The following is a 25,253-nucleotide window of genomic DNA, read 5'->3' on the forward strand; positions in this document are numbered from 1 at the left end:
GATGATACGACTGGGATCCGTGCCGAGGCCGGACTGGAAAGAGCACATCGAATCACAAGGCCTCGTCTTCTCCACCACCGCCCTGCCCGACGGCACGAACGTCGAGTACTGGCACGAGGGCGCCTACTACGAATTCACCATGGACGAAGTGGAGACTCTCGAACAGACGGCGGAGGACATGCACCGCATGTGCCTCGAGGCCGCAAAGTTCCTGGCCACCGGCGCCATGGGCGGGATCGGGATCGGGCCGCAGGCACTGGAGCTCGCGGCCGAATCGCTGCAGGCCGGCGATGTGGACGTCTACGGCCGCTTCGACTTCGTCTACGACGGCCGGGGTGGGCCGGCCAAGATGCTCGAATACAACGCCGACACCCCTACCGGGCTCATCGAGGCAGCCGTCGCCCAGTGGTTTTGGCTGCAGGACGTCTTTCCCGAAAAAGACCAGTGGAACGGCATCCATGAAGCCCTCATCAGGCAGTGGAAGAGAGTGCAGTACCGCACCGGCATGAGCACGCTCCACATCGCCCATTCCGAGGAGGAACAATCCGGCGAGGACTGGATCACGGCAGCCTATATGCGGGACGTCGCGGGCCAGGCCGGCTGGACCACGATCGGGATCAACATGTCCGACATCGGCTGGGACCCGAACCTCAACCGCTTCGTGGACCTGGACAACTTCATGATCAGCACCATGTTCAAGCTCTACCCCTGGGAACTGATGATGAAGGAGCCGTTCGGGCACCGGCTGCTCCAGCGCGCCCACAATCCGCGCTGGGTGGAGCCCGCCTGGAAGATGCTCCTGTCCAACAAGGCCCTGCTCGCGGCGCTGTGGCACCTGTACCCGGACCACCCCAACCTGCTACCGGCCTATCTCGACGGCCCCGGACCGCTCAAGGAGTGGGTGGCCAAGCCGCTGCACGGCCGCGAGGGGGACAACATCAAGATCCACGCCGCCGGCATCGACCTGGAACAGCCCGGCAACTATGGCCGGGAAGGCTGGTGTTACCAGCAGTTCCACGCCCTTCCCGATTTCGACGGCAACCGCCCGGTGCTCGGGCTCTGGGTGGTCGACGGCGAATCAGTCGGCTGTGGCATCCGCGAATCGGACGGGCCCATCACGGACTACTTCTGCCGCTTCGTTCCCAACACAATTGACGCGCCGGCCCCGCCGGTTCCGACCTCGAACCGGGCCCACTCCAGCAAGGCAGGTATCGCCCTATGAGCACCGAGACGACGACGGCCGGCGGCCACGGGGCCCCCGCGGCAGTTCCCGCCAAGGGGCTGCGGTCCGGGATCCTGGATCTCGGAGACTCCGTAATGCTGGGGTTGGCCTCCACCGCGCCGGTCTATTCGCTCGCGGCGACCCTGGGCCTGATCGTGGCGGTCAACGGCAATTACACTCCATTGATCCTGCTGCTGGGCTTCGTGCCCGTGCTCTTCATCGCTTTCGCCTTCCGTGAGCTCAACAGCGCCATGCCGGACTGCGGGACCACTTTCATCTGGGCCCGCCGGGCCTTCGGTCCATGGGCCGGCTGGCTCGGCGGGTGGGGCGTTGCCCTGGCCGGCGTCGTGGTCCTGGCCAACCTCGCACAGGTCGCCGGGCAGTACCTGTGGCTGCTGATCGGCGACGGTTCCCTGGCCGGGAACAGCCTGGTGGTCACCGCCACCGGCGTTCTGTTCATCGCGTTCATGACCCTGGTGAATTACCGCGGCATACGCCTCGGGGAACATATCCAGCGGGTCCTGACCTACGTGCAGTACCTCTCGCTGGGCATCTTCGCCGTGGCGATTATCGTCAGGATCACGGGCGGAGTTCCCGGCGCGGCCGCAACCGGTCAGTCCTTCGATCTTGAGTGGTTCAACCCCGCCGGCGCCTTCGCCGATCCCGGCGCGGTGGTGCATGGTGCCCTGCTGGCACTGTTCATCTACTGGGGCTGGGACACCTGCCTCGCGGTGAACGAGGAGACCGAGAACCCCGGCACCACCCCCGGCCGCGGCGCCGTCATTTCGGCGCTTGTCCTCGTCGTAATCTACGTCTCCGTAGCCCTCCTGGTGATGATGTACGCCACGGTGGACACGGACGGGATCGGGCTGGGCAACGAGGCCAACCAGAACGACGTCTTCCTCGCCATGAAGGACGTGGTGCTGGGCCCCTGGGGCTGGCTGATCGTCGTCGCCGTCCTGGCATCGGTGCTGTCCTCGACCCAGACCACCATCCTCCCTACCGCCCGCGGTACATTGTCCATGGGCGTGCACGGCGCCTTGCCTCCCAGGTTCGGCGAGGTCCACCCGCGCAACCAGACGCCGGGATATTCCACCCAGGTCATGGGCGCCGCGGCCGTTGCCTACTACGTCCTGATGAGCCTGGTGAGCGAGAACCTGCTCGCCGACTCGATCAGTTCAATCAGCTTGTTCATCGCTTTCTATTACGCCCTGACCGGCTTTGCCTGCGTCTGGTACTTCCGCGCGACCCTGCGCGGCTCGGCCCGGAACTTCTGGTTCCGCGGCGTCATGCCCCTGCTCGGCGCTTTCATGCTGACTGCGGCATTCTTCGTCTCGGCGGTGCAGATGTGGGATCCGGACTACGGTGATACGCAGATCTTCGGCGTCGGCGGGGCTTTCGTCAGCGGCGTGCTGCTCCTGGTACTGGGCGTGGCGCTGGCCGCCGTCTGCCGTTTCGCGCCGTCCACGCGGGGCTATTTCCTGCAGCACCAGCCCGCCGCGGCACGGACTCAGCCCGAGAGTACGGTGCGGCCGTAGGATGCTGGCATGAGCAACGAAGCTGGCATTCCCCACGATTCCGACGTTTCCGATGTCCTGGCGATCGATTCCCTGCTGAGCGCGGAGGAGCGCACCGTGCGCGAGCGCGTCCGCGATTTCACGAACCAGCGGATCCGTCCCGATATCGCCGGCTGGTACGAGGACGCCGTGTTCCCCCTGGACCTCGCCCCGGAACTTGGCGAGCTCGGCGTGCTTGGCATGCACCTGGAGGGCTACGGCTGCCCCGGCCGCTCCGCCGTCGAATATGGCCTCGCGGCCATGGAACTCGAGGCCGGTGATTCCGGCGTCCGCACGTTCGTCTCGGTGCAGGGCTCCCTCGCCATGACAGCCATCCACAAGTGGGGCTCCGAGGACCAAAAGCAGGAGTGGCTCCCCCGGATGGCCGCCGGCGAGCTGATCGGCGCGTTTGCCCTAACCGAGCCCACAGCCGGATCCGATCCGGCATCCATGACCACCTTTGCCCGCCCCGACGGGACCGGCAGCGACGCCGGCTGGATCCTGGACGGCGCCAAACGCTGGATCGGGCTCGCGTCCGTCGCGGATGTGCTGGTGGTGTGGGCCATGACCGACGACGGCGTGCGCGGATTCCTCGTCCCGGCCGGCACCGCGGGCGTCACCGCGACGCCGATCGGGCAGAAGCTTTCGATGCGCGCCTCCATCCAGTGCGACATCACGTTCGACGCCGTCCGGCTGGGCCCGGAGGCGCTGCTGCCGGCGGCGCGGGGGCTGCGGGGCCCCTTCTCCTGCCTCAACGAGGCCCGGTACGGGATCGCGTGGGGTGCGATGGGCGCCGCCCGGGATTCCTACGCGGCCGCCCTGGCCTATGCCCAGGAGCGGCTGCAGTTCGGCAAGCCGCTGGCCGGATACCAGCTGACGCAGGAGAAGCTCGTGAACATGCTCCTGGAAATCCAGAAGGGCACCCTGCTGGCCCTGCACCTGGGCCGGCTCAAGGACGCCGGCAGGCTGCGTCCGGAGCAAATCTCGCTCGGCAAGCTGAACAACGTGCGGGAAGCGATCGCTATTGCCCGGGAGGCGCGCACCATCCTGGGCGGCAACGGCATCACGCTGGACCATTCCCCGCTGCGGCACGCCGCCAACCTGGAATCCGTCCGCACCTACGAGGGGACCGACGAGGTCCACACCCTGATCCTGGGCCAGCACATCACGGGTCTGCCCGCCTTCCGCTGAGCCCGAGGGGGCCCGCGCCCGCAGGGTTCCTTGACCGGGGGCCCACACCGGCTGGGCCCCGGCCTGAGCTTGCGAAGGCTGGGAGCCGGTGGGGACTTGCGAGGTTAGGGTGCGGGTGGGGAGGCATTTCACGGCAGTGTTTGCCGCAAACACTGCCGTGAAATGCCATCTCGGCGAGGTTCCGGAAGAAGTTCCGGGGCGGGCTCAGGCGGAGAAGCCGCCGTCGGCGGGCAAGCCATCCGGCGACGAAGAACTGGACCGTGCGGCCGCCTGGATCCCGCGAAGACGATCCCTGTGGTGCGATACGTATGAAACCAGTGATACAAGTGGTGACTGCTGAGTTTCCGCGTAGCCAGCACTCGTGTTCTCCCTGGGGCGCATTCGTAGAGTGGTGCCATCGCAACCGATCCGACGGGTCGGCACAGGATACCGGGTGAGGGGGACATCATGGGTCTCAGGGCCAAGTCAGGCGCGTGGACGCTCGGCGTCTTTCCGGCACGTCACGCCGCGAGCAGGGCGGACGTGAACGACCAGGATTTTTCCAGCGCTGACCAGGGACCCCGCAAGTACCGTGCCCGCATCGCCACGGCACGCGTTCTGGACAGCAACCGACTTCAAGAGAGCGCAGGAACACCCCAATCCTGGAGGTTCCACGACTTCGTCAGTACATCCCAGCTCATGCTTCCCCACCGGGTCGAAAAGGTCCACCGAGCCTTGACCGTCGGGGACTGGGAGGAGGCGCGCCTCGCCGCCCATAGTCTGTCCTGGTCCGCATCCATGGCCGGTGCCTGCCGGCTCCAACTCATAGCCGAGCTCATTGATGCCGACCTCCAGTCCGGGCGCAACGCCCGTGCACGCGAGACGGCCTGCCTCCTCCAAAGCGCCGCCACCGAACTGGCAACAGCCCTCGCCCTGCTGACCGCCGACTGACCGGATCCGGGGCGACCGTCGGATGCCCGCATCAGCGTCCGCTGACGCGCCAGGCTGCCGGGTCCAGGCTCAGGCGGAGAAGCCGCCGTCGGCCTTGACCAGCTGCCCGGACATCCAGCGACCCTCGGGCGAGAGCAGGAACGCGACGGTGCCGGCCACGTCTGCCGGGGTGCCCAGCCGGCCGCCGGGCTGCCGCCGGGCCAGGTCGTCACGGAGCGGCTCGTCCATCCAGCCGGTGTCCACCGGTCCCGGGTTGAGTACGTTGGAGCTGATCCCGAGCGGGCCAAGTTCCCGGGCCGCTGCGATCACGATCCGGTCCAGGGCGCCCTTTGATGCCCCGTAGGGCAGGTTGAACGCGGTGTGGTCACTGGTCAGCGCCACGATGGCCCCGCCGTCGGGACCGGCCTGCCGGGCGAAGGCGGCAATCAGCTGCCAGCTGGCCCGGGTGTTGACCGCGAAGTGCCGGTCGAAGCTCGCCAGGGACGTGTCCAGGATGCCGGAGTCCACGGATTCGGCATGGCTGAGCACCAGTGCCTGCAGGGTTCCGGCCTCGGTCGCAGCGGCGGCCATCAGCCGGTCCACGGCGTCCGGGTCCTGGAAATCCGCGGGCAGAGCCACGACGGCGGCGCCGATCGCCTGCAGCTCAGCGGTGAGGCGTTCGACGTCGTCCGGCTGGACTCCCCACGGCATCCGGGCGTCGTAGTCCTGCCAGTACGTCAGTACGAGGTCCCAGCCATCCGCGGCGAGGCGGCGCGCGATGCCGGCGCCGATTCCGGCGAGCCGGCCGGCGCCGGTGACGAGGGCAGTCTTACGGGGTGACGAAGAGCTCATGCCGAACAGCCTAGCGGCGGCCGGAGGTGCAGCACCTGCTAGATCCCGCCTTCCGAAGGTCCCCGGGCGGCAGCTACGAGGAGACCGCGGAGGCCCGGAGGTCCCGTCCGGCGGCGGGCACGGCATCAAAATCGAGCCCCGGTGCCACCGAATCCCGCCGCAGGGCTACAAGCCAGCACACCAGCATGGCCACGGCGCAGAAGACGCCGGCACTGGAGGCCATGATCCACAGGCCGGGCGTCTGGACATCGAGGTTTTCCGCGCCCAGGGCTGTGCCAATGGTCTTGGGCGAGAACAGGAACACGATGATCGAGATGCCCAGCACGCCGCCCATGGTCCAGCGCATTCCGGCGTAGCGTCGGGGAGTTTCCCGCAGGGTCCAGGCGAACGCCGGAAAGACGGCCGCGACCCACACCCAGTGGTGGGACCACGAGACCGGGCTGATCAGCAGCATGGTGAGGGCCGTCGCCGACACGGCCACGACGCGGGAGCCCTGATCGCTGGCGGCCTTGATCACTGCGGCGCCGACGGCCACAACCATCAGGCTCAGCACCAGCCACGGCACCGTGACGTGCGCCTCCGGGACACCGAAGTGCAGCAGGGCACCTTTGAGGGACAGGTTGTCCACATAGCCCGCTCCCCCCATCCGGGACGTGTCCGGCAGCATCTGGAGCCAGAACTGCAGGGATTCGGCGGGACGCAGCAGCCAGCCGGCCAGCACGGTGGCGGTGAAGCCGGCGGCCATATTGCCCAGTCCGCGCCAGTCCCTGCGGACCAGGTAGTACAGCCCGAAGACCAGCGGCGTCAGCTTGATGCCGGCGGCGACGCCCACCAGGAAGCCGCTGCCGGGGAAGCCGCGGGTCCAGCGATGGTTGCGGGCCAGCAGGTCCACCGCGATCAGGCCCATCAGCAGCGCGTTGATTTGGCCGAACACCAGGGTCTCGCGCCAGGGACCCAGGTTCAGCACCGCCAGGACCAGGACGGCGGCGGCCCAGCCGTTGCCCGGAATCCGGAAGGTGGCTCGCCAGGAGGCTTTCGCGTTCCAGTACCGGACCGCGCGGACCGCGGTCAGGATCGCCACCCCGGCGCCGGCGGCGTTGAACAGGGTCAGCGCTGCCGCCTGCGGCAGCCGGGCCAAAAGGCTGAAGAGGATGGCGGCGAACGGCGGGTAGGTAAACATGAGCGTCGGTCCACCGGCCCAGTCCACGTTGCCCGCATACAGGTCTGAAGGCGCCTCGCCGGCGTCGTTGAGGATTTTGCCGCCGTACCAGTACACGCTGAAGTCCAGACCCTGCTTGGCCCAGGCACCGAGCGAGATCCAGATGAAGTAGCCCACCGCGGCGATGGCCAGGATGACAGAGAGCCGGAGCAGCTGCCGGGCGGGTGAGCGCCGCGCCGGGCTGCGGTCTGAATCGGGCACTGACATGAATTCCCCCATCGGGCTGCTGGTGTAGACGCTGGCCGTTTGGGCGGTTCCGTCCAGGGCGGCGCAAACGCGCCCTCGCTGTCGGGCCAGTCTACAGACCCAGCTACGCCGGCACCGGGACGGACTCCAGCTTCCGGGCGTCCTTGCGGATGGTGGCGCTGATGACGGCGGCGATGGTGCACATGGCGGCGGCGGCGAACCAGGCGTAGGTGTACTGGCCGGTGGCGTCGCGGACCGCCCCGGCCGCCAGGGCCGCGGCGGCCGCGCCGAGCTGGTGGGCCGCGAACACCCAGCCGAACACGACGCTCCCGTCGGCGCCGAACACCTGGCGGCAAATGGCGGCCGTCGGCGGCACCGTGGCGACCCAGTCCAGGCCGTAGATGACCACGAACACGATCATGCTGGGCTGGACGGTGGCGCTGAGCAGCAGCGGCAGGACCAGCAGCCCGATCCCGCGGAACTGGTAGTACACGGCGAGCAGGATCCGCGGGTTGAAGCGGTCCGTGAGCCAGCCGGAGGCGATGGTGCCGATGATGTCGAAGAGGCCGACGACGGCGAGCAGGCCCGCCGCGGTGGTTTCGGGCATGCCGTGGTCATGGGCGGAGGGGATGAAGTGGGTGCCGATCAGCCCGTTGGTGGTCGCGCCGCAGATCGCGAAGCCGGCCACGAGGGCCCAGAAGGTACGCACCTTGCTGGCCCGTTTGAGGACCTGCAGGGCCCGGACCGCGGCGTTCCGGCGGGGCTCCGCCGCTGCCGCCGGCCCGGGCGCTGCCTGCCCGGCCGGCCCGGTCGAGTCGGTCGATTCTGGCCCTGTGACGGCGCCGGCGGCCAGCGGCGTCGCCCCGTAGGGCAGCACGCCGACCTCGGCCGGTGAGTTCTTCAGGAACTTCAGCACGAGCGGCACCACGGCCAGCGCGCCGGCACCGATGAGGAGCGAGGCCTGCCGCCAGCCCGGGTCCTGGGCCAGGAGCGCGATGAAGGGCAGGAACACGAGTTGTCCGGCGGCACTGCCGGCGGTGAGGATGCCGATGACCAGGCCGCGGCTCTTGGCGAACCAGGTGTTGGCGATGGTGGCGGCGAAGACAAGCGCCATGGACCCGGTGCCGAGCCCGATCAGCAGCCCCCAGGTCAGCAGGATCTGCCAGGACTGGGTCACGAAGACCGTCAGGGCGCTGCCGGCGCCGATTAGCACCAGGGCCACGGCCGTGACGGCGCGGATGCCGAAGCGTTCCATCAGGGCTGCCGCGAACGGCGCCGTGAGCCCGAAGAGCACGAGGTTGATGCTGACCGCGGCCGAGAGCACGGTGGTGGACCAGCCGAACTCGTTCTGCAGCGGCACCATCAGCACCCCCGGCGCTGCCCGGAACCCGGCGGCGCCGACCAGCGCGAGGAAAGCCACGGCGGCAACAGTCCACGCCGGGTGGATGCGGCGCCGGACCGGCGCGGGGGTCATGGTTTCAGGGGCGCTCATGCGGCGGTTCCGTTCTGGTCAGGGGTCGCGGTGCCGGACGTGGCCAGGGGCACGGGGTCCGCGGTACGGGAGAGGCTGTGCCAGCTCGTGTTGGTGGCCGTCAGCGGTTCCCCGCAGGCCGTACACGTGTCCGCCGAGGAGGTCCTCTCCCCGCAGCCGGTGTGGATGACGAACATGTGCGCCTGCCCGGAAGGCGCCGGGAGGTGCTTTTCGGCCCAGATCACGACGGCGTTGAGCACCGGGAGGGCGTCCTCGCCCTTGGCGGTCAGGACGTATTCCTTGCGGGTGCGGCCGCCGTCGTCATAGGGCCGCCGGGTGAGGAGCCCGGCCTCCACGAGCCCGGCGAGCCGCTTGGTGAGGACGGAATCGGCCGCCCCGAGCCGGGCCTTCATGGCTTCGAAGCGGCCGTTGCCGAAGAACACCTCGCGCAGGACCAGCATGCTCCAGGGGTCGCCGAGGATGTCGAGGCCGCGGGCCATGCTGCAGGTCCGCTGGGACCAGTCGGATCGGAGTGCCATGCGGCCACCCTAGCTGACTCTCTTAGAGAAAGCTAGGGTGGCCGCGTTCGGCGCACCGGACTGACGCCTGCGCGGCGGTCAGCTAGGGGTGCAGTTAGCTGCCGGCGTCCAGGGAGGACAGCGCGGCGTCAAGGTCGGCGATCAGGTCCTCGACGTCCTCAATGCCGCAGGAGAGCCGGATCAGGTTGACCGGAACCGCCAGTTCGGTGCCCTTGACCGAGGCGTGCGTCATTTCCGAGGGGTAGTTCATCAGCGATTCGATCCCGCCCAGGGACTCGGCCAGGGTGAAGACGGAGGTCGATTCGGCCACCTTGCGTGCCGCGGCCTCGCCGCCCTTGAACTGCACGGAGATCATGCCGCCGAATTTCTTCATCTGCTTCTTGGCCAGCTCGTGACCCGGGTGGGAGGGCAGGCCCGGGTACAGCACGGCTTCGACCTCGGGGCGCTCCAGCAGCCATTCGGCCACGGCCTGGGCGTTGTCGCTGTGCCGGTCCATGCGCACGCCGAGGGTTTTCAGGCCGCGCGTGGTGAGGAAGGCGTCCATCGGCCCGGACACGGCACCGACGGCGAACTGGACGAAGCCGATCTTCTCGGCCAGCTCGGGGTCGTTGACCACGATCGCGCCGCCGACGACGTCCGAGTGGCCGCCGATGTACTTGGTGGTGGAGTGCACCACGATGTCGGCGCCGAGGGCGAGCGGGGTCTGCAGGTACGGCGAGGCAAAGGTGTTGTCCACCACGAGGAGCGCGCCGGCGTCGTGCGCCACCTTGGCGAGCGCCTCAATGTCGGTGATCTTCATCATCGGGTTCGACGGCGTCTCCACCCACACCAGGCGGGTCTTGCCGCCGCCGTCGGCCGTGCCTCCGGCTGCTACGGCGGACGCGACGGCGTCGAGGTCGGACATGTCCACCGGGGTGTTGCCGATGCCCCACTCCCCCAGGACCCGGCTGATGAGCCGGTAGGTTCCGCCGTAGGCGTCGTTGCCGAGCACAATGTGGTCACCGGGGCGGGTGAGGGCGCGGATCATCGAGTCCTCGGCGGCCAGGCCCGAGCTAAAGGAGAACGCGGCGCTCCCGCCTTCCAGCGCGGCCAGCTGCTCCTGCAGCGAGTCACGGGTGGGGTTGGTGCCCCGGCCGTATTCGTAGCCGTCCCGCAGCCCGCCGATGCCGTCCTGGGCATAGGTCGACGAGAAGTGCACGGGGGGCACCACCGCCCCGGTGCGGGGCTCAAACGCCTGTCCGGCGTGGATGGCACGGGTGTTGAAGCCCGGGATTTTCGAGGAAGAGCTTTCAGGCACAGACATGGGACTCCTTGAACTGGTCAGTTGCTGAGGTACGCGAGGAGGTCGTGGCGGGTCAGGATCCCCACCGGAGCGCCGACAAACGTCACCATGAGGGTGTCAGCGTCGGAGAGGAGTTCGCGGGCGGTCGAAATCGATTCGAGCGAGCCGATCACGGGGAGGCGGGCCTCCATGTGTTCGGAGATTTTGTCCGAGAGTTTTGCCTCGCCGCGGAAGAGCTTGGCCGTCRGGGTGCGCTCGTCCACGGCACCAAGGACCTCGCCCATGACGACGGGCGGTTCCTGGGACAGGACGGGGATGTGCGAGACGCCGTACTCGTTCATGATGTTGATGACATCGCGGACGGACTCGTTCGGGTGGATGTGGACGAGGTCCGGGAGTTCACCGGTTTTGGCTTTGAGGATCTCGCCCACCGAGGCCTCGTCCCCGCTGGCCAGGAAGCCGTAGGAGCGCATCCACTGGTCGTTGAAGATCTTCGCCAGGTAGCCGCGGCCGGAGTCCGGCAGGATGACCACGACGACGGCTTCCGCCGGGAGGTCCTTGGCGACCTCCATCGCGGCCACGACGGCCATGCCCGAGGACCCGCCCACCAGCAGCCCTTCCTCGCGCGCCAGCCGGCGCGTCATCGCGAAGGAATCGGCGTCGCTGACGGCAATGACGTCGTCCGGGACGGACTTGTCATAGTTGGCCGGCCACATGTCCTCCCCGACGCCTTCGACGAAGTACGGGCGGCCCGTGCCGCCGGAGTACACCGAGCCTGCGGGATCCGCGCCGATGATCTTCACGACGCCGCCCTCGGCCCCGGGCCGCCCGGCGGAAACTTCCTTGAGGTACCGGCCGGTGCCCGTGATCGTGCCCCCGGTGCCGGCGCCGATCACGCAGTGCGTGATGCGGCCGTCGGTGTCATGCCAGATCTCAGGGCCGGTGGTCTCATAGTGGCTGGCCGGTGCGGCCGGGTTGGAGAACTGGTCCGGCTTGTAGGCTCCCGGGATTTCGGTGACGAGCCGGTCCGAGACGCCGTAGTAGCTTTGCGGGCTTTCCGGCGGGACGGCGGTGGGCGTGACCACCACTTCGGCGCCGTAGGCCTGGAGCACGGCCCGCTTGTCCTCGCCGACCTTGTCCGGCACCACGAAGATGCAGCGGTAGCCCTTCTGCTGCGCCACCAGCGCCAGGCCAACGCCGGTGTTGCCCGAGGTGGGTTCCACAATGGTGCCGCCGGGCAGGAGCTTGCCCGTTCGTTCGGCCTCCGCGATCATCTTCGCCGCGATGCGGTCCTTGATCGAACCGCCGGGGTTCAGGTATTCGAGCTTTACCAGGATGGTGGCTGCGATGCCATCGGTCACGTGGTTGAGTTTGACGAGCGGCGTATGGCCGATGAGGTCCAGAACGGACTGGGCGTACTTCATAGGTACAAAGCTACCGTCTCCGGCGAGGATGCACCTCGGCGCGGCGACGCCTCCAGCAGGTGCGAGGATATGGCGGTGAAGAGGATCGCCCGGCTGAAGAAGCTCAGGAGCTACGCGCTGCCCGCGGGCATGCTGCTGGCGGGGTGCGCGGCGCTGGCCACCGGGCTGTTGCCGGTCCCCGCTTTTCAGGAGCTGGCGGCAAGGACCGTGCCCGTGCTGGCGTTCGTGGTGGCGATGTCCCTGGTCACGGAGCTGGTGGATGAGGCCGGGCTCTTCCGCGTGGTCACGGAGCGGCTGGCCGCCCTGGGCCGCGGCCGGGTCCTGTTGCTGTGGTTCCTCGTCATCGCACTCGCCACCGTTTCCACGGTGTTCTTGTCGCTGGATACGACGGCGGTGCTGGTGACTCCCGTCGTCGTGCTGCTGGCAATCCACGCCCGCATTCCGCCGCTGCCGTTCGCGCTGACCACAGTGTGGCTGGCGAACACGGCCTCGCTGCTGCTGCCGGTCTCCAACCTGACCAACCTGCTGGCGCAGGACCGGCTCAAGCTCAGCCCCGCCGCGTTCGCTTCGCTGGTGTGGGCCCCGGCCCTGGTGGGCATCCTCGTGCCGCTGGTGCTGCTGTGGCTTCCGTTCCGGAAGGATCTGCGCGGCAAGTACGGACCGCAGCCGGTCCATAGGGTGCGGGACCGGGTGCTGCTGTACGCGGCATCCGGGGTCATGGTGGTCCTGCTTCCGGCGCTGGTCTCCGGGGTTCCGGTGCAGATCCCGGCGCTCGCGGCAGCCGCGGCCCTGCTCCTGCTGTTCCTCTGGCGGCGGCGCTCCGCCCTGCGCTGGTCCATGGTTCCTTGGCGCCCGCTCATGCTCACGTCCGGACTTTTCATGGTGGTGGAGGCCCTGCACGCCAACGGGCTCACCCGGTTCCTGTCTGGGATCGCCGGCACGGGCGAGAGCCTGCCGGCGCTCCTGCAGCTCGCCGGCCTGGGTGCGGGGGCAGCCAACGCCGTGAACAACCTGCCCGCCTATTTGGCCCTGGAACCGGTGGGCGGCTCCCCGGCCCGGCTGGCGGCCCTGCTGATCGGTGTGAACCTGGGCCCGCTGGTGACCCCGTGGGCTTCCCTGGCCACGCTGCTGTGGCACGAGCGGCTCCGTGCCCTCAACGTGGAGATCCGCTGGGGAGGCTTCGCCGTGGCCGGTGTGGCGGCCGTCGTCCTCACGGTCCCGTTGGCGGTCGTGGCACTGTGGCTCACGACGGGGATGCACTGAATTGGATGTACTTCAGTGCCAGCGCGCCCGTCGGCGGCGTCAGGCGCCGATGTCATCCGCCGCTGCGCCGGCGCCGCCCTCACGCGGGGCGCTCTGCCACAGACCGACCACATTGCCTTCGGTGTCCCGGAAGTAGGCGGCCCAGCCCATAGTGCCGACTTCCTGCCGTGGGGAGACAGTGCTGCCGCCCAAGGAGTTGATCTTCTCCAGCGCCGCGTCAATGTCATCAACGTCCACGGTGACCACCGGGGACGTGAGGTCTCCCTCACGGTGGAACATGCCGCCGTTGATGGAGCCCGCAACGGAGGGCATGCCCGTTGCATCCGTCGGCGTCGTCTTGATCATGGAGTAACTCATCTCCGGCACGGAGCTGACCTCCCAGCCAAACGCCGAACTGTAGAACTCCCGTGCGCGGCCCTCGTCGTCTGCGGGGATTTCAAAATGTACAACTCCACCAGCCATCACACTCTCCCAAGAACAAGGATTCGGGCCACGAGGCAGGCGTGGACGCTCCACGCCCCAGCCGGATCTTAGTCCCGCCAGCGCTGGAGGTTTAGGGCCCTACGGCCCATGCTCCGCACAGGCAGATACGGCCGCTGTCAGGGGGACATGGGAACATGTTCGAATGACCGTTGCAGACGTCCCCGCAGGCATTGCCGCCGCGGCGGACGCCTCACTGCGGTGGCGCCCGGGCGGCCCGTTCGACTTGATGCAAACCATCGGCACGCTCCTGCGCGGCCACGGCGACCCGTCCATCCGCACCGCCCCGGACGGGGTCTGGCTCGCGTTCACCACCCCGCACGGTCCGGCCACGCTGCGCCTGGCAACCGCCGGGCCGCGGGCGGACCCGGCAGTGGACGCGCAGGCCTGGGGCCCCGGAGCGGTGGACGCCGTCGCCTCCGTTCCGCGCATGCTCGGGAGCGAGGACGACTGGTCCGGCTTCGACGAGCCCGCGTTCCACGCCACGCTCCCGCGCATGGTGGTTGAAGCCCGACGCCGGAACCTCGCGATCCGGCTGCCTGCAACCGGCCGGATGATCGACTCACTGGTGCCGACCATCCTGGAGCAGAAGGTCACGGTCATCGAGGCCCGCCGCGGCTACCGCTACCTGATGTACCGCTTCGGGACGGCGGCACCGGGTGCCGGCACGGTGGCTCCCGCCAATCTGCTGGTCCAGCCGACGGCCGCGCAGTGGCTGCACATTCCGTCCTGGGAATGGCACAAGGCCGGCGTGGGCCCGCAGCGTTCGGCAACCATCATGCGGGCGCTGCGTTCCGCCGTCGCGCTTGAACGGCTCGCCGCGCTGCCCGCTGCCGAGGCAGGGGCCAAGCTGCAGACCCTTCCCGGAATCGGGGTGTGGACGGCGGCGGAGGTGGTGCAGCGCACGCACGGCTGCCCGGATTCAATCGCGGTGGGCGATTACCACCTCGCGGCCTACGTGGGCGCCGCCCTGACCGGCCGACGCACCGACGATGCCGGCATGCTCAGGCTGTTGGCCCCTTGGGCAGGGCACCGGCAGCGTGTGGTCCGGATGATCGGACTGAGCGGCTTCCGGAAACCGACCTTCGGCCCGCGCATGACCATCCAGGACCACCGCGGCCACTGACCCCCCACCCCGAGTTGCTGTCAGAGGCCCAGCCGGGCCGCGGCCTCCTGGCGCATGTCCAGCTTGCGGATCTTGCCGGAGACTGTCATCGGGAAGCTCTCGCGGACGTCCACGTAGCGCGGAATCTTGTAGTGCGCGAGCTTGCCGTGGCAGAACTCGGCCAGGCTGGCGGCGTCCATCGGAGCGGCCCCGGGCTTCAGGATGACGCAGGCCATCAGTTCCTCGCCGTACTTGGCGTCCGGGACGCCGATCACCTGCACGTCCTGGATGTCCGGGTGGGTGTAGAGGAATTCCTCGATTTCGCGCGGATAGATGTTCTCACCGCCACGGATCACCATGTCCTTGATCCGGCCTTCAATCACGATGTAGCCGTCCGCGTCCATCCGGGCGAGGTCCCCGGTATGCATCCAGCCGTCGGCGTCGATCGCCTCGGCCGTCTTGTCCGGCTGGTTCCAGTACCCCCGCATCACGGCGTAGCCGCGCGTACAGAGTTCACCGATCCCGCCGCGCTCCAGCACTTCTCCCGTCACCGGGTCCACAATCCGGCTCTCCAGGTACGGCATGGTCCGGCCCACGGTCTCGGTCCGCTGGGCCATGGTGTCCACGCTCCGCGTCATTGTGGACACTGGCGAGGTCTCCGTCATGCCGTAGCAAATGGCGACGTCTGTCATGTTCATTTCGGTAATGACCCGGTTCATCACCTCGATCGGGCACAGCGATCCGGCCATCACGCCCGTGCGCAGTGTCGCGAGGTCGTAGGAGGCGAACTCCGGCAGGGCGAGCTCGGCGATGAACATAGTCGGCACCCCGTACAGCGAGGTTCCGCCGAAGTCCTGCACGGCCTCCAGCGCCGAGGCCGGCGTGAACGCCCGGCCGGGGATGATGGTGGCGGCGCCGTGGCTGAGGGCCGCCAGGTTGCCGATCACCATGCCGAAGCAGTGATAGAAGGGCACCGGGATCACTACGCGGTCGTGTTCTGTGTAGCCCAGCTGCTCGCCGATCGAGTAGCCGTTGTTGAGGATGTTGTGGTGCGTCAGCGTGGCGCCCTTCGGGAAACCGGTGGTGCCCGAGGTGTACTGCAGGTTGATGGGATCGTGCGGGTCCAGTTCCGCCATGCGCGCCTTCAGGGCGGAATGCCCGACGTCGTCAGCCCGCTTGAGCAACTCGGCGTACGTGCGCTCCGCGTCGTTTTCGGGTTCGCCCGCAGTCAGCCCGGCCAGGCCGGCATCCGGAAGGAAGACCAGCTCGCGCAAGTCCGGGCACGCCGCCAGCGCCTGCCGCGCCATCCCGGTGTAGCCGCTGTTCCGGTCCGACGGCGCGGAGACCAGCATCCGCATGCTGTTCTGCTTGACCACGAACTCGAGCTCGTGGCTGCGGTAGGCGGGGTTGACGTTGACCAGGATCGCCCCGATCTTCGCGGTGGCGTACTGCAGGATGGTCCATTCGGCGCAGTTGGGGCTCCAGATGCCGATCCGCTCGCCCTTCCCGACGCCCAGGGCGAGGAGCGCACGAGCCAGGCGGTCGACGTCGTCGTTCAACTTGGAATAGCTCCACCGCCGGGCCTCTTCGCCGGGCACCGCGGCCGCCTCGATCAGGGCGTCGTGGTACGGGAACCGCGCCGCAATCCGTTCGAAATTCGCGCCAATGGTGTCCTCGAGCAGCGGAACGTCAGTGTCCCCGGCTGTGTAAGCAAGCATGATGAGACGCTACCAACTGACCGGAGGCAAAAGAAGAGCAAAGCTTGGAAGTCCTATGAAAACTTGGGTCATCTTCCGGTGCCGGCGCGGCGGCCCGGTAGGGTAATTGCCATGAGTGCACCCGTTGATCTTCAGGCCATTTTCATTCCCAACGACGGCGAATTCTTCCGCGTGAAGCTCGCCCTGGAAATCGCGATTGACGAGGTGGTCAACGAGCCCGGCTGTATCCGGTACGAGCTCACCGAGGCCAGCGAGGACAAGCTCGTGCTGACCGAACGGTGGGCCAGCCAGGCGGACCTGGACAAGCACTCCAAGGGCACGGCCGTCCAGGACCTGAACGAGTCCCTCAGCGCGCTGCTGGCCGAGCCGGTCAAGCTGGAAATGCTCTAGGCACCCGCCCCTCAACAACGCCAAAATGCAGGGTCACTCCGCGCCCATCCTTGAAGGATCCATGGGCGCGGAGTGGCCCCGCATTGCTTTTAGCCGAGGAATTAAGCCGGGGGTCAGGACTCCGGAATCTGGGTCCCGTCCTGGTTGGCCGCCGCGGCGGCGGCCTCTGCCTGCGAACGGGCCACGTGGGCGTGGACTTCTTCCATGTCCAGGGCCTTGACGGCGTCGACCACCTGCTCGAGCTGCTGCGCGTTCAGGGCGCCAGGCTGCGAGAACACCAGGACCTTTTCGCGGAAGGCCATCAGCGTGGGGATCGACGTGATGCCGGCCTCGGCAGCGAGCTGCTGCTCGGCTTCAGTGTCGACCTTGGAGAAGACGACGTCCGGGTGCTTCTCGGAGATCGCTGAGTATGTGGGGCCAAACTGCTTGCACGGGCCGCACCATTCGGCCCAGAAATCGACGAGGACAATGTCGTTATCCTCGACTGTCGATGCGAACTGTTCACCTGTGATGTCTACGGTAGCCATGAGTCAACGGTACGGGAGCCGGCATGGATTGTCCCCGGCATTTCGCTGTTGGCACATCCGGGCAGGCCGGCCCGGATGCTACGCCCAGGCGTGCGGGGCCGGACGCCTGGCGCCGGGCAGGGCGTTGGTTTCACGCCATTCGTGGATCCACTCGGGCAGCTCCAGATCCGCCGGCGGAGCGCCGAATTCGCGGATGATTTCCTCCTGGCTGACGGGTTTGCCCTTGCTGAGAAGCCGGGTGGCGATGTAGGCGCGCGCGTAAACCTCGCCGTCCACCACCATCCGCTGCTCGAAGTAGATGGCCTTCGAGTCGAGGCCGATGATCCTGGATTCGATGGTGTATTTCTGCCAGAGCTGCAGCGAACGGCGGAAGGCGATGGTCTCCCCCGCCGCCACCGGGGTCCAGCCCCGGCGGCGCATCTTTTTCCAGGTTCCGCTGCGGGCCATGAGATCGAAGCGCCCGAGGTCCATGAGCGAGAAGTACATGCCGTTGTTGACGTGCATGGCGATGTCGATATCCGTGGGCAGGACCCGCAGCGGCAGCGTGGAGTTGCCCCAGATGCTCAGGGGTGAGCGGCGCGAGGACGTGAACAGCAGCAGGAGGGTCCGGAATAGGAGGTRCATGACTCAATGTTACCCGTGAGTAACAAACGTGCCAAGGGGCGGGCTCCGGGCCTAATGTTGCGCGGTCAGGACCGAGACTGTGGCCTTGGTGCCAACACCGCGAATCGTCCAGCAGTTCCCAGTGCCGATTACCTCCAACGATTCCAGGTCCCTGTGGTGCAGGACCAGGGCAGTGTTCTCATCCACGGCCGCCGCACGGTCCACGAGGCCTTTCGCCACCGCGCCAACCGCCCGGCTTAGAGTTCCGGCCTGCGCGGCGTGGACGTCGACCGCGAAAGGCACCAGTCCAAGTCCGTCGCGGATTTCCAGTTCCTCGAGTCCCTCAGACCATTCGACCGGGCAGATTTCTGTGCCCCGGATTCGGTAGCCGCCGACAATCGCCCGCGCCGGCGCCACCATCGCCCCGGCGGAGAACCCCATATACGGCACGCCCTCCGAGACCATTCGACGGATGGCCTCCGCGGACGGCCGCAGGCCATCCAGGTATCCCGGCGTCGGGCCGCCCCCGACGACGATCCCGTCGACGTCGTCAAACGCGGCAGGATCCGCCTCCTTGTTGAAGTGGAGAAGGACCGGGAGCACCTCGCAGACGACTCGGGATTCCAGCGGCTTCAGATAGGCGGGCAAAAAGTATTCCGAACTGCCCTCGTGGTCAAAGAGAACCACGGCGATGCGAGGAACCCTGCCAGGCGCCCGGTGCCGGACTTCCTTGACGAACCGGTCGAAGACGGCAGGAGTGGTCACGGTGTCGGGGCCGCCGCCGACGAGCAAGATGGTCATGGCTTCAAGGTACCCGGATCCGGGGCAATCGCGATGGGCCAGGCGCATCTGAACCAGCCTCGGCCGACACCGCACTTGCTCGCCGCCCACCCTGCGGATCGGGGCGAGGCGGGCGGCATCGCCGGCTTCCGTCGGTGCGCGGACAGAACGGAGCCGACCGCCGGGGCGGCTCCGACGACCTGAACGATTGACCGGCCCGGACTGCGAGGAACATAATCGGAATCGGTACTAGCTTCACCACACGACTGCGCCGACCATGAGGCCGACGACAGAGCATTCAACGGAAAGCGGTCGACACTATGAGTACTGCCCATCACCCTGTCACTGCGACCGGCTGGACCGGTTGGGTCCGTTTCGCCGGAGTCATTCTGATCATCAACGGCGTTTTCAGCGGCCTTCAAGGCCTCGTCGCGCTCACCGGACCCGACACCTACTATTTGTCGACCCCCGGCACGCTGTTCCTCTTCGACGCGAAGGGGTGGGGCTGGTGGAATGTGGCAATCGGTGCGGGTCTGATCCTCACCGCCGTCGCGCTCTTCTCGGGTGCAGCGTGGGCTCGGATCGTTGCGGTCATCCTTGCGGGCGTCAGCGCGGTCGTTCAGTTGATGCTTATTCCGCAGCAGCCGTGGTGGTCCGTCATCGTCATCGCCGTCGACGTGCTGATCATCTACGCGATCATCGCCCACGGCGAGGAACTCAAGGCTGAACAGGCACCTCCGCCAAGCAACCCGTAGGGCACCGAAACGGTCAGTCCGCCGCGATCAGCTCCACTTCGTAGCCGTCCGTATTCACGAGGTAGGCGGCGAAGTGGCCGGGACCGCCGGCGTGCGGATATTTCTCCGGAAATAACTCGGCCCAGCCGTGGCTGTGGCTCTCACCCGTCATGGCGTCCACATGTTCCCGCGTCCCGGCGCTGAACGCCAGATGGTTCAGGCCCGGCGCGGTGCGCTGGTGCATGGTTCCGCTCAGGTCCGGGGACTGCTCGACGACGATATACGTTGGCCCGCGGCGCCAGCTGCACCCGTGCGCCCAGTCCTGGTAGGCCTCGTAGCCCAGCCGGCCCAGCAGCCAGCCCCACTGGTCCCTGGCCCGTTGCAGGTCAGGCACCCAGAGTTCAACATGATGCAGGGCACCGAAGTCCGCCGGTGCCATCGGAACAGCTGCATCCGGAACAGCCGCCATCAGAACAGGATCCGTTGGAACAGGACGTGGTCCTGCCAGGAACCGGCAATCTGAAGGTACCGGGGGGCCAACCCGATCTCCTCAAAGCCGGCCCGCTTCAGGATCCGCTGCGACGGGGAGTTGTGCGGGAGCGTGGCGGCCTGCAGCCGGTGCAGGCCGAGCTCGTTCCGCGCGGTTTGGACGGCGAACTCCAGCGCGGCCGAGCCAAGACCCCGCCCGGTCATGTCCTTGTCCACCCAGTAGCCGAGGTGGGCACTGAGGAACGGCCCCCGGACAATCCCGCTGAGGTTAATCACCCCGATGATGCGGGAACCATCCACGAGAACCCATGGCACGTCCGATCCCGCGATGAACAACCCGAGCTTGGATTCAATGCTGGCGGCCTGTCCGTTGACAGTGAAGAAGTCCTCGGACCGCACCGGCTCCCAGGGCGCCAGGTGCTCCCGGTTCCGCAGGTAGGCGTCGGCCAGCGGGCCGGCGTCGGGCCTGCGCAGCACGCGCACGCGTACAGTCTCCGTCAGGGGGATGCTGTGCTCGGTCATCCGCAGACTCTAACGGTCATCCCGAACGGCTTCAATCAGCGTGCCCGGCAGTTCGAGAATGGTCATCCTGCTTCATCTGCCCGGCTTGAGTTTTCGCCAGCCGCCGGCCCGGTTGTCCGCGATGATCTGCCGGAACATCGCAGTGAGGGCCTGCCCGGGGATGGCTTCCCCCTGGCTGAAAGCGACGGTGCGCGCGCTCTTGTTCTCGTGCCCGCCGGTGATGATGCCCTCCGGGTCCGGAACGATCCCGCCGTCGTACAGGAAGACGTTGACGTGGTCCTTGGCCGCGAGCAGGGCACAAATGTTGCCGTCCAGGACGAAGTAGGGCTGCGTGGTGCGCTTGATGGTCTCTTCGACCGCCGGGTCGGCGGCATGGACAAGTTCACGCACCTGAGCGCAGATATCCTGCTGCCAGTCCGGCAGTGCCGCGATGAACGCGTCAACCCGGGGGTCCCGCTGCGGGTCCTCAGGCGCTGGCATCATCGTCGTCCTCGTTCGGGTCGACGCCGCGAACGGTCACACTCTGCACGCCGGGCACATCCAGGAGGTAGGGGACGAGTTCCCGCAGCGGAAGATGACCATGGAAGCGGATGTCCATGAGGACGAGCGGCTTTTGTTCATCGCCCGCCTTATTGGTGCTCAGGATTGACGAGCTGAATCCCATATTGGTGGCGATCTCCAACACTTGCCGCAGCACGCCCTGGTTGTCGGCATAGCCCAGGTGCAGGACCCGGTGGGCGTCCGGGGTCGGGATCTTCCGGATTAAGGGAGAGACGACGTACAACGTGATGAGGTGGAAAACGGTCAGTGCAGCAGCTAGGGACAGCATTCCGGCCCCGCACGCCATGCCGACGGCGGCAGAAACCCAAATGCTGGCGGCCGTCGTCAGGCCGCGGACAACGTTCCGTCCCTTGAAAATCACCCCGGCGCCGAGAAAGCCGATGCCGCTGACGATTTGGGCCGCAATACGGGACGGGTCCATGGTGGCCCCAGGCGCCAGGGCGTAGACGAAGCCGTAGGCCGAGATAAGGGTGAAGGTGCAAGAGCCCAAGCCGACCAGGACGTGGGTGCGGTAGCCGGCGACCTTTTGCCGGACCTGCCGCTCGGTGCCAATCAGGGAGCAGAGGACAAATGTCGCCAGCAGCAGCCCGACTTCCACCAGCGTGGTTGGGGTATATAGCCCATATGCGTCCTGCATCCCGCCCTCCGGCCCGGCCCGAGAGTGGCGCCCGGATCCGGACGCCTGCAGCTCCGGCCAACTCTGAGGTGCGCCAATGACTCTCGATGTTGATCGTACCGCCACCCCCTTATGGGGAGTAGTGGCCGGGGAGTAGTGATTGGTCTGGTCCGCTTAGAAGCCCGGGCCGACTTTGGTCCTGTCGAGGACCCCGGTGACCAGGCTGTTCCGGCGCGCCCCGGCGACGTAGCCTAGCGAGAATGGAAGACCCTTACGATCTTGAACGGTTCGTGACTGCGCAGGACTCCGGCGGGACGTATCGACAGGCCTTGGCGGAGCTGAAGTCGGGCATGAAGCGGAGCCACTGGATGTGGTTCGTGTTCCCCCAGCTCGCAGGCCTGGGCCACAGCGAAACCGCCCGCAGATATGCCATCTCCTCCCTCGACGAGGCCCGGGCCTACATCCGGCACGACGTCCTTGGCCCCCGTCTGCGAGAGGTTGCCGCCGCCGTGGCTTCCGTTGATGGCCGGTCCGCGGTGCAGATTTTTGGCAGCATCGACGCGCGGAAGCTGCACTCGTCCATGACGCTGTTCCGGCTTGCAGCCCCCGGCGAGTCCGTGTTCCGCGACGTCTCGGACCGCTACTTCGACGGCGTGCCGGATCCCGCCACCGAACAGCTTCTGGAAGGGCAGACAGGCGATCCCGACCCGGCGGACGGTTAGCTGTCCGCGGTGGCCACCGACCGGGCTTCGCAACCGGGAACCACCTCACCACAGGCAAACGACTTCACGAAAGCTCCTTCTTCTTCAACCGCGGACTGGACTACCCCATGTTGGCTCCGCGCCGAAAACTGAGATTTTGCTCGCAGAACAATGGAGTGTTGCCGGCCTGTGCTACCGGCCGGGCACCCCTGCTTCAGCGGCGACGGCCGCCGCCTCGATGCGGGCCCGGTGAACGGCCCACTCCTCGGGCGTGCGCACTGAAAGGTTGGGATCCCCCGGGCGCTGCCCGGCCCTGCCGTCGATGAGCTCGCGCAGGATGTCGGCGTGTCCGAGGTGGTGGGCGGTCTCCACGCACATGTGCACGAGGATCTGCTGCAGTGTCACGTGCTTGCGCTCATCCGGCCACCAGGGCACGACGCCGGGCGCGTCCAGCGGGAGTTCATCGATGGTGGCGTCGCTGTGGGCGGCCGAGAGCCGGTGCAGCTCCGTGATCTGCTCCCGTGTCTCGCCGTGGGCTGCCCACATGTCGGCGTCCGGCTCCGCGTCGTCGGCGAACCATGGCAGTTCCAGGTCGCTGGGACGGCCGAAGACCTCGCCAAAGTAGCCCAGTTCGACGCTGGCCACGTGCTTGACCAGTCCCAGCAGGCTGGTTCCGGTCGGAGTGAGGGGCCGGCGCGCGTCGTACTCGCTGAGGCCTTCGAGCTTCCCGAGGAGGTCTGCGCGCCGGGTGCGCAGATATGTGTGCAAGATCGCTTTGTCGTCCATGACCGGCACTATATACCGAACGCGCGGGGCCGTCCCGAGGGAAGCGAGGTTTCATAAAACGTATGGAATAATTGCACCAACGGGCCTCGGGGGGAGGCCCCGAGCGACAGGACACCCAGGGTGAGTCTCGGTTACAGTGCAAACCGCGTTCGGCCCGCCGCAGCAGTTCTTCTGGCCGCGGTTCTCGTTGCCCTGCTGACAGCCTGCGAATCCGGCACGGATGCGGCGGGCGGAACCCCGGCGGCCGCTGCCGCCGGAACGTCTCCGACGGCCGCTGCTCCTGCATCGCCCGCGGCGCCCGTGGGCCTGCAGGGAACGACCGAAATGAACGGGTACTTCCAGCCGATGCGCTACACGGCTGTCGACGGCGACACCTGGGAAGGAATCGCCGCCCACTTCCGGATGACTCCCGAGATCCTCAGGAGCTTCAACGAACCGGTATCCGTTGCCGAGGGAGAGGTCATCGACCTCAGAGGCGTGGAGGTGCCGCAGCTTGGGGCCAGCGGAAGCGTGACCGGCCAGGACGGGCAAGGGCGGCTCCTGTATAAGGCGAATGCAGGAGACACGCCCGCTGGCATCGCGAGCCGCTACGGCGTCCCGCTCTATGCGCTGCGGATAGCCAATCTGAACCTGCTGAACGGCGGCGAATGGATTCCGCCCGCCGGCACAACGGTAACCATCCCAAATCCGCCGCTTGACTGAGCCGCGGACTTTCGCGGGCGGGCCCGAACTTGGGTGGGCCCCGAAAGCCGAAGGCAAAGAAAAAGCCTCCGAAACCAAATGGTTCCGGAGGCTTTTCCAAGGGTGGCAGATGAGGGATTCGAACCCCCGTAGGCGTTGCCAGCTGATTTACAGTCAGCCCCCTTTGGCCGCTCGGGTAATCTGCCGAACTTCAAAAGAAGATCACTCGCGGTTTCCAGTCCCGGAACGCCTGTTTCCAGTCCGTTCCGCTTCCAGCACCCGCGGGCAAGACAACTTTACAGAACTTCCGCCGAAGAATCGAATCGGCGCACCCATCGGCCAAAAAAGGGCCAAAAATGGGCCGAAATGCCCGGAAATTCAGGCCTCTCCGAGAATGCGTCCGGCCAGCCGTGCCTCGAATCGTGCCGCCTGCTCTTCGGTGACCTGGTTCAACTCGACGGCGCGGGCCAGGTCCGTGTGGACACCGTCCAGACGGGCTGACGCATCGGGGGCCGGACTCAGAATGATGGAAGCCGCCAGTGCGGCGGCGGCAACGGAGGTCGCCGTCACGGCCAGCGTGCTGGCAGCGGCGGCGGTAGTGCGGGTGACGTAACGGACGGCCTTATGGTGCATGTTCTTGCCTTTCAGCAGCAGTTCCAACCCTTGCAACTCTTCCGAGCCTGGCTTCGTTCCCGCCGTGATTGAGCTATGAGCGGACTGTGAAAGTAGTCCCGCCCGGCCGCCCTCCAGAACGTGGGCATCCGTACTAGGCTGGAATGCAGACATCCCGGCCTCACATCAGGCACCCGGCTAACCATCAGGAGGAAAGTCATGGCAGGCGAATCCACGTTCGACGTCGTCAGCAAGGTAGACAAGCAGGAAGTCGCCAACGCGCTGAACCAGGCACAAAAGGAAATTGCCCAGCGCTACGACTTCAAGGGCGTCGGCGCTGAGGTTGATTTCAGTGGCGAGAAGATCCTGATGAAGGCAAACTCAGAGGAGCGGGTGCTGGCGGTGCTCGACGTGCTGCAATCCAAGCTCATCCGCCGCGGCATCTCGCTCAAGTCCCTCGACACCGGCGAGCCCTACGCCTCCGGCAAGGAATTCCGGCTCGAGGCCTCCATCAAGGAGGGCATCGCCCAGGACCTCGCCAAGAAGATCAACAAGCTGATCCGGGACGAGGCCCCTAAGTCCGTCAAGTCGCAGATCCAGGGCGACGAGCTCCGGGTGACGTCGAAGTCCCGCGATGACCTCCAGGAGACCATGAACCTGCTCAAGGGCTTCGACGAGGCCGACCTGCAGTTCGTCAACTTCCGCAGCTAGCGGCCCGTCCGCGGCGCAAGTTTCCTCACGACGCGCAAAAGGGCCCGCGACACCGGTATTCCGGTGTCGCGGGCCCTTTTGCATGTCACGAAACTATTCGCGCGTCGCCAGACACTTCGCGCG

At 67.1% G+C, this 25,253-nt stretch carries 28 protein-coding genes and 1 tRNA gene; 11 read left to right on the top strand and 18 right to left on the bottom strand.

Annotated elements, in window-relative coordinates; all coding sequences use genetic code 11:
- Nucleotide 1 precedes the first annotated feature (1 nt).
- From AC1D2F_RS03430 to AC1D2F_RS03445, 4 genes are all read left to right on the top strand, one after another.
- Nucleotides 2-1,222, top strand: coding sequence for a glutathionylspermidine synthase family protein (locus AC1D2F_RS03430; RefSeq protein WP_476966177.1), 1,221 nt, complete (start codon nucleotides 2-4; stop codon nucleotides 1,220-1,222).
- Nucleotides 1,219-2,760 carry an APC family permease gene (locus tag AC1D2F_RS03435; RefSeq protein ID WP_476966178.1) on the top strand — a complete coding sequence of 514 codons (1,542 nt, stop codon included), beginning with the start codon at nucleotides 1,219-1,221 and terminating at the stop codon, nucleotides 2,758-2,760. The genes AC1D2F_RS03430 and AC1D2F_RS03435 overlap by 4 nt, the downstream gene beginning before the upstream one ends.
- Nucleotides 2,761-2,769: 9 nt before the next feature.
- Complete coding sequence (locus tag AC1D2F_RS03440; protein ID WP_476966179.1) at nucleotides 2,770-3,969, top strand: acyl-CoA dehydrogenase family protein; 1,200 nt, start codon at nucleotides 2,770-2,772, stop codon at nucleotides 3,967-3,969.
- Nucleotides 3,970-4,416: 447 nt separating this feature from the next.
- On the top strand, nucleotides 4,417-4,899 hold the full coding sequence (locus tag AC1D2F_RS03445; protein ID WP_229992477.1) for an Hpt domain-containing protein: 483 nt from the start codon (nucleotides 4,417-4,419) through the stop codon (nucleotides 4,897-4,899).
- A 69-nt stretch (nucleotides 4,900-4,968) separates the two neighbouring features.
- Here AC1D2F_RS03445 and AC1D2F_RS03450 read toward each other — a convergent pair whose 3' ends face one another.
- The 6 genes from AC1D2F_RS03450 to AC1D2F_RS03475 form a co-directional block, all read right to left on the bottom strand.
- Nucleotides 4,969-5,730, bottom strand: a complete 762-nt coding sequence (locus AC1D2F_RS03450) for an SDR family oxidoreductase (RefSeq protein ID WP_229992476.1) — start codon at nucleotides 5,728-5,730, stop codon at nucleotides 4,969-4,971.
- A 73-nt stretch (nucleotides 5,731-5,803) separates the two neighbouring features.
- Nucleotides 5,804-7,156, bottom strand: coding sequence for a glycosyltransferase 87 family protein (locus AC1D2F_RS03455; RefSeq protein WP_364745419.1), 1,353 nt, complete (start codon nucleotides 7,154-7,156; stop codon nucleotides 5,804-5,806).
- 103 nt (nucleotides 7,157-7,259) lie between these two features.
- Nucleotides 7,260-8,627, bottom strand: a complete 1,368-nt coding sequence (locus AC1D2F_RS03460; RefSeq protein WP_364745416.1) for an MFS transporter — start codon at nucleotides 8,625-8,627, stop codon at nucleotides 7,260-7,262.
- Nucleotides 8,624-9,145 (bottom strand): winged helix-turn-helix transcriptional regulator, encoded by a 522-nt coding sequence (locus tag AC1D2F_RS03465; protein ID WP_364745413.1) that lies wholly within the window; start codon nucleotides 9,143-9,145, stop codon nucleotides 8,624-8,626. The genes AC1D2F_RS03460 and AC1D2F_RS03465 overlap by 4 nt, the downstream gene beginning before the upstream one ends.
- Nucleotides 9,146-9,239: 94 nt before the next feature.
- On the bottom strand, nucleotides 9,240-10,448 hold the full coding sequence (locus tag AC1D2F_RS03470; RefSeq protein WP_229992472.1) for a cystathionine gamma-synthase: 1,209 nt from the start codon (nucleotides 10,446-10,448) through the stop codon (nucleotides 9,240-9,242).
- A gap of 17 nt (nucleotides 10,449-10,465) precedes the next feature.
- A complete protein-coding gene (locus AC1D2F_RS03475) occupies nucleotides 10,466-11,851 on the bottom strand; it encodes a cystathionine beta-synthase (protein ID WP_476966180.1) in 1,386 nt (461 codons plus the stop codon).
- A gap of 69 nt (nucleotides 11,852-11,920) precedes the next feature.
- Here AC1D2F_RS03475 and AC1D2F_RS03480 point away from each other — a divergent pair, with 69 nt between their 5' ends.
- The gene (locus tag AC1D2F_RS03480; protein WP_229992470.1) at nucleotides 11,921-13,114 is read left to right on the top strand and encodes an SLC13 family permease; all 1,194 of its coding nucleotides are present in this window, start codon (nucleotides 11,921-11,923) and stop codon (nucleotides 13,112-13,114) included.
- Nucleotides 13,115-13,153: 39 nt separating this feature from the next.
- Here AC1D2F_RS03480 and AC1D2F_RS03485 read toward each other — a convergent pair whose 3' ends face one another.
- Complete coding sequence (locus tag AC1D2F_RS03485) at nucleotides 13,154-13,576, bottom strand: VOC family protein (protein WP_229992469.1); 423 nt, start codon at nucleotides 13,574-13,576, stop codon at nucleotides 13,154-13,156.
- A 163-nt stretch (nucleotides 13,577-13,739) separates the two neighbouring features.
- Between AC1D2F_RS03485 and AC1D2F_RS03490 the strand changes: the two genes are divergently transcribed.
- The gene (locus AC1D2F_RS03490; RefSeq protein ID WP_364745403.1) at nucleotides 13,740-14,720 is read left to right on the top strand and encodes a DNA-3-methyladenine glycosylase family protein; all 981 of its coding nucleotides are present in this window, start codon (nucleotides 13,740-13,742) and stop codon (nucleotides 14,718-14,720) included.
- A gap of 20 nt (nucleotides 14,721-14,740) precedes the next feature.
- On the opposite strand, the gene AC1D2F_RS03495 is transcribed toward AC1D2F_RS03490, so the two are convergent.
- Entirely contained in the window at nucleotides 14,741-16,417 is a 1,677-nt protein-coding gene (locus AC1D2F_RS03495; RefSeq protein WP_476966181.1) for an AMP-binding protein, read from the bottom strand.
- Nucleotides 16,418-16,528: 111 nt separating this feature from the next.
- Here AC1D2F_RS03495 and AC1D2F_RS03500 point away from each other — a divergent pair, with 111 nt between their 5' ends.
- Nucleotides 16,529-16,807, top strand: a complete 279-nt coding sequence (locus tag AC1D2F_RS03500) for a putative quinol monooxygenase (RefSeq protein WP_364745399.1) — start codon at nucleotides 16,529-16,531, stop codon at nucleotides 16,805-16,807.
- Nucleotides 16,808-16,920: 113 nt separating this feature from the next.
- Here the strand turns inward: AC1D2F_RS03500 and trxA are convergent, their stop codons facing one another.
- From trxA to AC1D2F_RS03515, 3 genes are all read right to left on the bottom strand, one after another.
- Nucleotides 16,921-17,334, bottom strand: a complete 414-nt coding sequence (gene trxA / locus AC1D2F_RS03505) for a thioredoxin (RefSeq protein WP_229992465.1) — start codon at nucleotides 17,332-17,334, stop codon at nucleotides 16,921-16,923.
- A gap of 78 nt (nucleotides 17,335-17,412) precedes the next feature.
- Nucleotides 17,413-17,958: an acyl-CoA thioesterase gene (locus tag AC1D2F_RS03510; RefSeq protein WP_476966182.1), complete on the bottom strand. Its 546-nt coding sequence runs from the start codon at nucleotides 17,956-17,958 to the stop codon at nucleotides 17,413-17,415.
- A gap of 51 nt (nucleotides 17,959-18,009) precedes the next feature.
- On the bottom strand, nucleotides 18,010-18,738 hold the full coding sequence (locus tag AC1D2F_RS03515; RefSeq protein ID WP_476966183.1) for a Type 1 glutamine amidotransferase-like domain-containing protein: 729 nt from the start codon (nucleotides 18,736-18,738) through the stop codon (nucleotides 18,010-18,012).
- A gap of 299 nt (nucleotides 18,739-19,037) precedes the next feature.
- On the opposite strand from AC1D2F_RS03515, the gene AC1D2F_RS03520 reads away from it, so the two are divergent.
- Nucleotides 19,038-19,472 (top strand): DUF7144 family membrane protein, encoded by a 435-nt coding sequence (locus AC1D2F_RS03520; protein WP_229992462.1) that lies wholly within the window; start codon nucleotides 19,038-19,040, stop codon nucleotides 19,470-19,472.
- Between the two features lie 13 nt (nucleotides 19,473-19,485).
- Here AC1D2F_RS03520 and AC1D2F_RS03525 read toward each other — a convergent pair whose 3' ends face one another.
- The 4 genes from AC1D2F_RS03525 to AC1D2F_RS03540 all read right to left on the bottom strand — a co-directional run bounded on the left by AC1D2F_RS03525 (nucleotide 19,486) and on the right by AC1D2F_RS03540 (nucleotide 21,660).
- A complete protein-coding gene (locus tag AC1D2F_RS03525; protein WP_476966277.1) occupies nucleotides 19,486-19,890 on the bottom strand; it encodes a VOC family protein in 405 nt (134 codons plus the stop codon).
- A 29-nt stretch (nucleotides 19,891-19,919) separates the two neighbouring features.
- Nucleotides 19,920-20,462 carry a GNAT family N-acetyltransferase gene (locus AC1D2F_RS03530; RefSeq protein ID WP_364745392.1) on the bottom strand — a complete coding sequence of 181 codons (543 nt, stop codon included), beginning with the start codon at nucleotides 20,460-20,462 and terminating at the stop codon, nucleotides 19,920-19,922.
- 72 nt (nucleotides 20,463-20,534) lie between these two features.
- Nucleotides 20,535-20,945: a DUF1801 domain-containing protein gene (locus AC1D2F_RS03535; protein ID WP_364745390.1), complete on the bottom strand. Its 411-nt coding sequence runs from the start codon at nucleotides 20,943-20,945 to the stop codon at nucleotides 20,535-20,537.
- Nucleotides 20,929-21,660, bottom strand: a complete 732-nt coding sequence (locus AC1D2F_RS03540) for an MgtC/SapB family protein (RefSeq protein WP_229992457.1) — start codon at nucleotides 21,658-21,660, stop codon at nucleotides 20,929-20,931. The genes AC1D2F_RS03535 and AC1D2F_RS03540 overlap by 17 nt, the downstream gene beginning before the upstream one ends.
- A gap of 239 nt (nucleotides 21,661-21,899) precedes the next feature.
- On the opposite strand from AC1D2F_RS03540, the gene AC1D2F_RS03545 reads away from it, so the two are divergent.
- On the top strand, nucleotides 21,900-22,361 hold the full coding sequence (locus AC1D2F_RS03545) for a DUF1810 domain-containing protein (protein WP_364745388.1): 462 nt from the start codon (nucleotides 21,900-21,902) through the stop codon (nucleotides 22,359-22,361).
- A 171-nt stretch (nucleotides 22,362-22,532) separates the two neighbouring features.
- On the opposite strand, the gene AC1D2F_RS03550 is transcribed toward AC1D2F_RS03545, so the two are convergent.
- Nucleotides 22,533-23,126 (bottom strand): DinB family protein, encoded by a 594-nt coding sequence (locus AC1D2F_RS03550; protein ID WP_364745386.1) that lies wholly within the window; start codon nucleotides 23,124-23,126, stop codon nucleotides 22,533-22,535.
- A gap of 120 nt (nucleotides 23,127-23,246) precedes the next feature.
- Between AC1D2F_RS03550 and AC1D2F_RS03555 the strand changes: the two genes are divergently transcribed.
- The gene (locus tag AC1D2F_RS03555; protein WP_476966184.1) at nucleotides 23,247-23,828 is read left to right on the top strand and encodes a LysM peptidoglycan-binding domain-containing protein; all 582 of its coding nucleotides are present in this window, start codon (nucleotides 23,247-23,249) and stop codon (nucleotides 23,826-23,828) included.
- Nucleotides 23,829-23,931: 103 nt separating this feature from the next.
- Here the strand turns inward: AC1D2F_RS03555 and AC1D2F_RS03560 are convergent.
- Both AC1D2F_RS03560 and AC1D2F_RS03565 read right to left on the bottom strand, forming a co-directional pair.
- Nucleotides 23,932-24,013 (bottom strand) — tRNA-Tyr (locus tag AC1D2F_RS03560).
- A gap of 172 nt (nucleotides 24,014-24,185) precedes the next feature.
- The gene (locus tag AC1D2F_RS03565) at nucleotides 24,186-24,440 is read right to left on the bottom strand and encodes a hypothetical protein (protein WP_364745382.1); all 255 of its coding nucleotides are present in this window, start codon (nucleotides 24,438-24,440) and stop codon (nucleotides 24,186-24,188) included.
- 198 nt (nucleotides 24,441-24,638) lie between these two features.
- Here AC1D2F_RS03565 and AC1D2F_RS03570 point away from each other — a divergent pair, with 198 nt between their 5' ends.
- The gene (locus AC1D2F_RS03570; protein ID WP_018773569.1) at nucleotides 24,639-25,130 is read left to right on the top strand and encodes a YajQ family cyclic di-GMP-binding protein; all 492 of its coding nucleotides are present in this window, start codon (nucleotides 24,639-24,641) and stop codon (nucleotides 25,128-25,130) included.
- Nucleotides 25,131-25,253: the final 123 nt, after the last annotated feature.

The organism is Arthrobacter sp. P1_B3 (assembly GCF_056406615.1).

What these genes read in the sequence shown, in the direction of transcription:
- AC1D2F_RS03430 (WP_476966177.1), top strand. Translation starts at nt 2, where the DNA reads ATGATACGACTGGGATCCGTGCCGAGGCCGGACTGGAAAGAGCACATC.
- AC1D2F_RS03435 (WP_476966178.1), top strand. Translation starts at nt 1,219, where the DNA reads ATGAGCACCGAGACGACGACGGCCGGCGGCCACGGGGCCCCCGCGGCA.
- AC1D2F_RS03440 (WP_476966179.1), top strand. Translation starts at nt 2,770, where the DNA reads ATGAGCAACGAAGCTGGCATTCCCCACGATTCCGACGTTTCCGATGTC.
- AC1D2F_RS03445 (WP_229992477.1), top strand. Translation starts at nt 4,417, where the DNA reads ATGGGTCTCAGGGCCAAGTCAGGCGCGTGGACGCTCGGCGTCTTTCCG.
- AC1D2F_RS03450 (WP_229992476.1), bottom strand. Translation starts at nt 5,730, where the DNA reads ATGAGCTCTTCGTCACCCCGTAAGACTGCCCTCGTCACCGGCGCCGGC.
- AC1D2F_RS03455 (WP_364745419.1), bottom strand. Translation starts at nt 7,156, where the DNA reads ATGTCAGTGCCCGATTCAGACCGCAGCCCGGCGCGGCGCTCACCCGCC.
- AC1D2F_RS03460 (WP_364745416.1), bottom strand. Translation starts at nt 8,627, where the DNA reads ATGAGCGCCCCTGAAACCATGACCCCCGCGCCGGTCCGGCGCCGCATC.
- AC1D2F_RS03465 (WP_364745413.1), bottom strand. Translation starts at nt 9,145, where the DNA reads ATGGCACTCCGATCCGACTGGTCCCAGCGGACCTGCAGCATGGCCCGC.
- AC1D2F_RS03470 (WP_229992472.1), bottom strand. Translation starts at nt 10,448, where the DNA reads ATGTCTGTGCCTGAAAGCTCTTCCTCGAAAATCCCGGGCTTCAACACC.
- AC1D2F_RS03480 (WP_229992470.1), top strand. Translation starts at nt 11,921, where the DNA reads ATGGCGGTGAAGAGGATCGCCCGGCTGAAGAAGCTCAGGAGCTACGCG.
- AC1D2F_RS03485 (WP_229992469.1), bottom strand. Translation starts at nt 13,576, where the DNA reads ATGGCTGGTGGAGTTGTACATTTTGAAATCCCCGCAGACGACGAGGGC.
- AC1D2F_RS03490 (WP_364745403.1), top strand. Translation starts at nt 13,740, where the DNA reads ATGACCGTTGCAGACGTCCCCGCAGGCATTGCCGCCGCGGCGGACGCC.
- AC1D2F_RS03495 (WP_476966181.1), bottom strand. Translation starts at nt 16,417, where the DNA reads ATGCTTGCTTACACAGCCGGGGACACTGACGTTCCGCTGCTCGAGGAC.
- AC1D2F_RS03500 (WP_364745399.1), top strand. Translation starts at nt 16,529, where the DNA reads ATGAGTGCACCCGTTGATCTTCAGGCCATTTTCATTCCCAACGACGGC.
- trxA (WP_229992465.1), bottom strand. Translation starts at nt 17,334, where the DNA reads ATGGCTACCGTAGACATCACAGGTGAACAGTTCGCATCGACAGTCGAG.
- AC1D2F_RS03515 (WP_476966183.1), bottom strand. Translation starts at nt 18,738, where the DNA reads ATGACCATCTTGCTCGTCGGCGGCGGCCCCGACACCGTGACCACTCCT.
- AC1D2F_RS03520 (WP_229992462.1), top strand. Translation starts at nt 19,038, where the DNA reads ATGAGTACTGCCCATCACCCTGTCACTGCGACCGGCTGGACCGGTTGG.
- AC1D2F_RS03525 (WP_476966277.1), bottom strand. Translation starts at nt 19,890, where the DNA reads ATGGCACCGGCGGACTTCGGTGCCCTGCATCATGTTGAACTCTGGGTG.
- AC1D2F_RS03530 (WP_364745392.1), bottom strand. Translation starts at nt 20,462, where the DNA reads ATGACCGAGCACAGCATCCCCCTGACGGAGACTGTACGCGTGCGCGTG.
- AC1D2F_RS03535 (WP_364745390.1), bottom strand. Translation starts at nt 20,945, where the DNA reads ATGATGCCAGCGCCTGAGGACCCGCAGCGGGACCCCCGGGTTGACGCG.
- AC1D2F_RS03540 (WP_229992457.1), bottom strand. Translation starts at nt 21,660, where the DNA reads ATGCAGGACGCATATGGGCTATATACCCCAACCACGCTGGTGGAAGTC.
- AC1D2F_RS03545 (WP_364745388.1), top strand. Translation starts at nt 21,900, where the DNA reads ATGGAAGACCCTTACGATCTTGAACGGTTCGTGACTGCGCAGGACTCC.
- AC1D2F_RS03550 (WP_364745386.1), bottom strand. Translation starts at nt 23,126, where the DNA reads ATGGACGACAAAGCGATCTTGCACACATATCTGCGCACCCGGCGCGCA.
- AC1D2F_RS03565 (WP_364745382.1), bottom strand. Translation starts at nt 24,440, where the DNA reads ATGCACCATAAGGCCGTCCGTTACGTCACCCGCACTACCGCCGCCGCT.
- AC1D2F_RS03570 (WP_018773569.1), top strand. Translation starts at nt 24,639, where the DNA reads ATGGCAGGCGAATCCACGTTCGACGTCGTCAGCAAGGTAGACAAGCAG.